General features: G+C 69.6%; 7 protein-coding genes. 4 read left to right on the forward strand and 3 right to left on the reverse strand.

Going from position 1 to position 5,937, the window contains the following annotated elements; all coding sequences use genetic code 11:
• Nucleotides 1-232 precede the first annotated feature (232 nt).
• The 3 genes from QH270_RS11525 (at nt 233) to QH270_RS11535 (ending at nt 3,044) form a co-directional block, all read left to right on the forward strand.
• Entirely contained in the window at nt 233-1,201 is a 969-nt protein-coding gene (locus tag QH270_RS11525; RefSeq protein ID WP_280340793.1) for a patatin-like phospholipase family protein, read from the forward strand.
• Nucleotides 1,202-1,304: 103 nt separating this feature from the next.
• The gene (locus QH270_RS11530; RefSeq protein WP_280340795.1) at nt 1,305-2,681 is read left to right on the forward strand and encodes a DoxX family protein; all 1,377 of its coding nucleotides are present in this window, start codon (nt 1,305-1,307) and stop codon (nt 2,679-2,681) included.
• Nucleotides 2,682-2,702: 21 nt separating this feature from the next.
• Entirely contained in the window at nt 2,703-3,044 is a 342-nt protein-coding gene (locus tag QH270_RS11535; RefSeq protein ID WP_280340796.1) for a hypothetical protein, read from the forward strand.
• On the opposite strand, the gene QH270_RS11540 is transcribed toward QH270_RS11535, so the two are convergent.
• From QH270_RS11540 to QH270_RS11550, 3 genes are all read right to left on the reverse strand, one after another.
• Nucleotides 3,034-3,249: a hypothetical protein gene (locus QH270_RS11540; protein ID WP_280340797.1), complete on the reverse strand. Its 216-nt coding sequence runs from the start codon at nt 3,247-3,249 to the stop codon at nt 3,034-3,036. The two genes, QH270_RS11535 and QH270_RS11540, sit on opposite strands and share 11 nt — an antisense overlap.
• Before the next feature lie 10 nt (nt 3,250-3,259).
• Entirely contained in the window at nt 3,260-4,600 is a 1,341-nt protein-coding gene (gene lat / locus QH270_RS11545) for an L-lysine 6-transaminase (RefSeq protein WP_280340798.1), read from the reverse strand.
• A gap of 65 nt (nt 4,601-4,665) precedes the next feature.
• Nucleotides 4,666-5,118, reverse strand: a complete 453-nt coding sequence (locus QH270_RS11550) for an Lrp/AsnC family transcriptional regulator (RefSeq protein ID WP_071926582.1) — start codon at nt 5,116-5,118, stop codon at nt 4,666-4,668.
• Between the two features lie 114 nt (nt 5,119-5,232).
• Between QH270_RS11550 and QH270_RS11555 the strand changes: the two genes are divergently transcribed.
• A partial coding sequence (locus tag QH270_RS11555) for an aldehyde dehydrogenase family protein (RefSeq protein ID WP_280340799.1) occupies nt 5,233-5,937 on the forward strand: 705 nt, incomplete at its 3' end.

Genomic DNA, 5,937 nt, shown 5'->3' on the forward strand with positions numbered 1-5,937 from the left:
CCGGGCGGGGGGCGGCGCGGGGGCCGGGGGGGGGGGGCGCCCCCACACCCCCGCCCCCCCCGGGGGGGTTTTAAAAAACCCCCCCCCGGGGCGCCCGCGGGGGGGCTGCCTCCCCCCCCGGGCCCCCCGTTCTCGTTCCACCCCAACAGTGCCCGCAGCCCGGGTGAACGAGTGGCGAAGATCAGCCCGCGTGCCAGGCCGGACGCCGACGCGCTGTCGTATCGTGGATCGGGTGACCAGCAGTGCGCAGATCGATCAGGACCCGTCGCCTTCCCCGGGTCCGGCCACGGTCGCCGAAGTGATCAGGGAACGCCGCGCGGCGGGCGACCGCGCCGACGGGAACCGGCTGGCGCTGGTGATCGAGGGTGGCGGCAGCCGCGGTGTCTATTCCAGCGGCATGGTGCAGGCCATCGAGGAACTCGGCCTGTCCGGGGTCTTCGACGCGGTCTACGGCACCTCGGCCGGGGCGATCAACGGCGCGTGGCTGCTGTGCGGGCGCGCGGCGACCGGCATGCGGTCCTGGACCGACGCGACGATCATGCGGCGCGTGGTCGATCCGGTGCGGATCCTGCGCGGGCGGCCGGTGTTCGACCTGCGCTACCTCGTCCACCAGGTCTACGACGGCATCGAGCCGATGGACTTCCCGGCCATCCTGGCCAATCCCACCACCTTCCATCCCATCGCGACCGATGTCCGCACCGGTGAATCGGTGGACCTCGGCCCGCAGATCGTCGACAAGACCACCCTGATGACCGCGCTGCGCGCCTCGGCGGGCCTGCCCCTGCTCGCCGGTCCCCCGGTGGACCTGGGCGGGCGCAGCTACTTCGACGGCGGGCTGTCCGAGACCGTCCCGATCCGTTCGGCGGTCGCAGCAGGCACCACGCACGCCCTGGTACTGCGCACCCGCCGCACCGACGAGGTCCGCCCGCCCGCGCCGTGGCTGCATCGGATCATCGGCGGCGGCTACATGCGCGCCATCGCTCCCGGCGCCTTCCGGGCCTGGTCGCAGCGGCCGGGTCAGCAGGCCGTCGAGGACGATTTCCTGGCCGGCCTCGGCACGCGGGTCCTGCAGGTCCATCCGCCCGCCGACTCGCCCGCCATCGACAGTGCCGCCCGCGACACCGACCTGCTCACCCGCGCGCTCGACATCGGCCGCACCGCCGTCCACTCGCTGCTCGGCCCCGTGGTTCGCCCCGCCTGAACTACTGGCCCGAATTGTCGGGGCAGCAACTTTGCCGGATTTCCCGGTTCCCCTCGCTCACTTAGCGTTTCCCCCGCACGGCGGTCGAGCGTAGGAGTGTTGGGTGAGTACTGAGGTGTCGGCTCGGCGAGAGCCCGAGATCGCTTGTCCCGATCTCGGTCCGGAGCCGGTGCGCTGGCATCCCTTCGCCCGCGTCCTGTTCCGGTTCGCGTTCGTGACCGTCGGTGTCGGGATGGCGGGGACATGGCTGCTGCACGCGCTGCTGCGCACCATGGGGTTGCCGCAGGAGGCCGTGACCAAGGTCGGTCAGTGGGCCGCGCTGCATCCCCTCACCGACTGGCTCGGCACGCGCGTGTTCGACGTGCGGGTCGACTACGCCGTCACCGGCAGCGGCGACACCGCGGCGAAGTGGGTGGCCGTGTTCGCGCTGGTTCTTCTCGCCGTACCGGTCACCGCCGTGTGGTCGGTGCTCGACCGTCGGCGCCCGAACTATGTGCGCCTGGCCGCGTGGTTCCGGCTGCTGCTGCGGTTCACCCTGGTCAGCGCGCTGCTGCTGTACGGGATGATCAAGGTGCTGCCGACCCAGATGTCGTTCAACCTGGAGCGGCTGGTCGAACCGTTCGGGCACATGAGCCCGATGGCGGTGCTATGGGCGCAGTCCGCACTGTCGGAGCCCTACGAGATCGCTCTCGGCGCCGCCGAGGTCACCGCGGCGCTGCTGCTGATCCTGCCTCTCACCGCGGGTCTCGGCGCGGTGCTCGCGGTGCTCGTGGCACTGCAGGTCGTGCTGGTGAATCTCACCTTCGATGTGCCGGTGAAGCTGTTCGCCCTCCAGGTACTCCTGTACGCCGCGATCCTCGCGGCGCCCGACATCGCCCGCATCGCGCGGTCCCTGCTCGGGCACGATGTTCCCGCGCGCGTGCCGACTCCCCTGCTCTCCACACCGCGCGGCACACGGATGCTCACGGGCGCCCAGCTGCTGCTGGGTCTGTGGCTGCTGTGCGCCACGACCGTCGAGGCCTACGACGGCTGGCACACCTACGGCAGCGCGCGCCCGAAGTCCCCGCTCTACGGCATCTGGGATGTCACCGAGTACTCGGTCGCGGGCGTGCAGGTCCCCGCCGTCGTCGACTTCCGCGCACCGGACGAGGGCAGGCTCCCGAGTGCCATGGAACGCTTCCGCCGCATCATCTTCGACATTCCGCAGGGCATGACGGCACAGCGGCTCGACGATTCGCTGGTGTCGTTCCCCGCGCGCGTCGACACCGCGCAGCGCACCATCACGCTGTCGAAGGACACCGCACATCAATGGCAGCTCGCCACGCTCAGCTACGTTCAGCCACGACCCGATCAGCTGATCCTGGAGGGCACGCTCGGTGGCCGCCCGGTGCGCATGCGGCTCGACCAGGTCGACCTGACCGGCTTTCCCGCCGTCTCGCGCGGATTCCACTGGGTGCAGGCCACGCCCTACTACCGGTAGCCATCCCACTAGGCTCGCCCCGTGGAACCGATCGAGATCAACGCAGGCTCCTGGTACCTGCGCGCTCTGCGCGCCGACGACCGCATCGACGACCGCCCCGCGCTCGCCGACGGCGGTGTCACCGATCCGGCCTACGTCGCGACCCGCGCCGCGCAGTGGGCCGACGAGACCCACTTCTCCTGGGCCGTCTGCGTGCCGACCACCGCCGAACTGGTGGCCGAGATCGGCGTGACGCCCGGCCCGGAGGGCACCGCCACTGTCTCCGGCTGGGCCAGGCCCGGCGAGGACGAGGCGCTGGCGGCCGGCCTCGCCTCGGTACACCGATTCGTCGCGGGCGCGCTCGGTCTGACCGTTACCGCATGACGCCCGTGTGCCCGGTCGAATAGCGGCCCGGCTGCGGCCACACCGTCAAGCCGTGCGGGCCGTGATCGACGGGGATGCGGGCCAGCAGCGTCCAGTTCACGATGTCGACCGCGTACACCTCGTTGTGGCGATCAGCAAGACCGTAGCAATTTCCAGCAATTCGGACGCGGGTCGCCCGCCGACGCGAGGCGGCTTCGGCGGGCAACCCCGGTGCGCTACAAGTGTTCTCGCAGGAGCACCGCGTCGAGCGCGTCCACGACGTGCCTGAGCTCGTCCTCGGTGACGGTGAGCGGCGGCCGGAACCGGATGCCCCGCTCCCCCGTCCCGAGCAGCAGCACGTGCTGACGTTCGCGCAACGCCGTCACCACCCGGTCTCGCAGGTCCGGGGTGGCCAGCGTGATCGCGCACATCAGGCCGCGCCCGCGCGGCTCGCTCACCTTGTCCGGATGGGCGGTGGCGAGCTGGGTGAGCTCGCCGAGCAGGTAGGCGCCCAGCGGCACCGACTTCTCGATCAGCCGATCCTGTTCCAGGACTTCGAGAATGCGGCGGGTGCGCACCATATCGGTGAGATTGCCGCCCCAGGTGGAGTTCAGGCGCGAGCTCACCCGGAACACGTTGTCGGGCACCTCGTCGACGCGGCCGCCGGCCATGATCCCGCACACCTGGGTCTTCTTGCCGAAGGCCACCACGTCGGGTTGCACGTCCAATTGCTGGTAGGCCCAGGTACTCCCGGTCATGCCGACGCCGGTCTGCACCTCGTCGAGGACGAACAGCGCGTCGTTGTCGTGACACAGCCGCCGCATGGCGCCGAGGAACTGCGGGCGCAGGTGCCGGTCACCGCCCTCGCCCTGGATCGGTTCGGCGATGAAGCAGGCGATGTCGTGTGGATGATCGGCGAAGGCCTGCGCGGCCTGCGCGATGGCGCGCGCCTCCAGCGCCTCGATGTCGGGTCCCGCGAACAGATGTGGCGTCTCGATGCGCGGCCAGTCGAATTTCGGGAAGCGCGCGGTCTTGATCGGATCGGTGTTTGTCAGCGACAGCGTGTACCCGCTGCGGCCGTGGAACGCCCCGGTCAGATGCAGCACCTTCGTCCCGAGTTCCGGTGAGCGGCCGTGCGATTCGTTGTGCCTGCTCTTCCAGTCGAAGGCCACCTTGAGCGCGTTCTCGACCGCGAGGGCACCGCCGTCGACGAAGAACAGATGGGGTAGCGCTGGATCGCCGAGCACCCGGGCGAAGGTCTCGACGAAGCGAGCCATCTCCACCGTGTAGATGTCGGAGTTGGAGGGTTTGTTGATCGCGGCGGTGGCCAGTTCGGCTCGGAAGCGCTCGTCCCGCGCCAGTGCGGGGTGGTTCATCCCGAGCGCGTTGGAGGCGAAGAAGCCGAACATGTCGAGGTAGGCGGTGCCGTCGCGCTCGTCGATGAGCGTGCGGCCGTGCGACTTGTGTAGATCGAGCACCAGCTCGAAGCCGTCCGCGAGGATGTGCGAGGACAGGATTTCGTTGACCCGGTTGGCGGGGGTGACCGCCGCGCCGGGGCGCTCCAGTTCGATGGTCACGCCACCGAGGGTACGCAAATATTTACGGAACCTCTACGAAATCGCGGAACTATTACGAGGAATCGTTACCTGTCGTAGAATGTCTGCAGGATGATGGTGCTGCGCGTCCGCACGTTGGCGGTGGCTCTGATCTCCTGCAGCAGCTGCTCCAGATGCCGCGGGGAGGCGACCCGGACCAGCAGGACGTAGCTTTCCTCGCCCGCCACCGAGTGGCACGCCTCGATACCGGGGATGTGCTGCAACAGGGCGGGCGCGTCATCGGGCTGGGACGGGTCGAGAGGAGTGATCGCGACGAACGCCGACAACAGGTGCCCGAGCGCTTCGGGATCCACATGGGCCGCGTACCCGCGGATCACCCCGCGCGCCTCGAGCCTGCGCACCCGCGACTGGACCGCCGAGACCGAGAGACTGGCCTTCTCCGCGAGGTTCGACAACGTGGCGCGACCATCGCTCATGAGTTCTTTGATCAATAGTCGATCGATGTCGTCGAGCTGAGGCCTCGCCGGTGTATCCGCCATCAGCGAAGGCTAACCCAGCGCGAGGGTCGCGCGGGGAAAACTTCTTTCTGTTCCCCCACCGAATTCGACCCAACTTTTCCGTGAGCCGTACCAATGAGCAGAAGGTGAGCAGCCATGACCCACACCGTGACCGAGCACTTCTCCGAGCAGCTCTCGCTGCGTGCCAGGGCCCTGCTGCACGGCCTCGGGGCGAGCGTGCCGGAGCCGGGCACCTGGCTCGCCCGCACGCCCATCTCCGGCGGCACCCTGCTCCAGCTGACCCCCGACACCCCCGCCGCGGTCGACGCCGCGATCGACCGGGCGGCCACCGCGTTCGAGAGCTGGCGCACCGTTCCCGCCCCGGTTCGCGCGGCGCTGGTGCGCCGGTTGGCCGAACTGCTGGTCGCGCACAAGGGTGAGCTCGCCGAGCTGGTGACACTGGAAGCGGGCAAGATCGGCGCCGAGGCGCTGGGCGAAGTCCAGGAGATGATCGATGTCTGCGAATTCGCGATCGGCCTGTCCCGCCAGCTCTACGGCGCGACCATGCCGTCGGAACGGCCGGGCCACCGGCTCATGGAGACCTGGCATCCGCTGGGCGTGGTCGGGGTGATCTCGGCGTTCAACTTCCCGGTCGCGGTGTGGTCGTGGAACACCGCGATCGCACTGGTCTGCGGCGACACGGTGGTCTGGAAGCCCTCGGAGACCACACCGCTGACGGCGCTGGCCTGCCACACGCTGCTGCGCCGCGCGGCGATCGACGTCGGCGCCGATCCCGAAGTACACCAGCTGGTCCAGGGCGGTGCCGCGGTCGGCGAGATCCTCGTCGAGGACTCCAGGGTG

Source organism: Nocardia neocaledoniensis, assembly GCF_029868625.1.
GTDB lineage: Bacteria > Actinomycetota > Actinomycetes > Mycobacteriales > Mycobacteriaceae > Nocardia > Nocardia neocaledoniensis_A.

Excerpts from the sequence above, each read along its gene's own strand:
- QH270_RS11550 (WP_071926582.1), bottom strand. The coding sequence starts at position 5,118 with ATGGCGGATACACCGGCGAGGCCTCAGCTCGACGACATCGATCGACTA.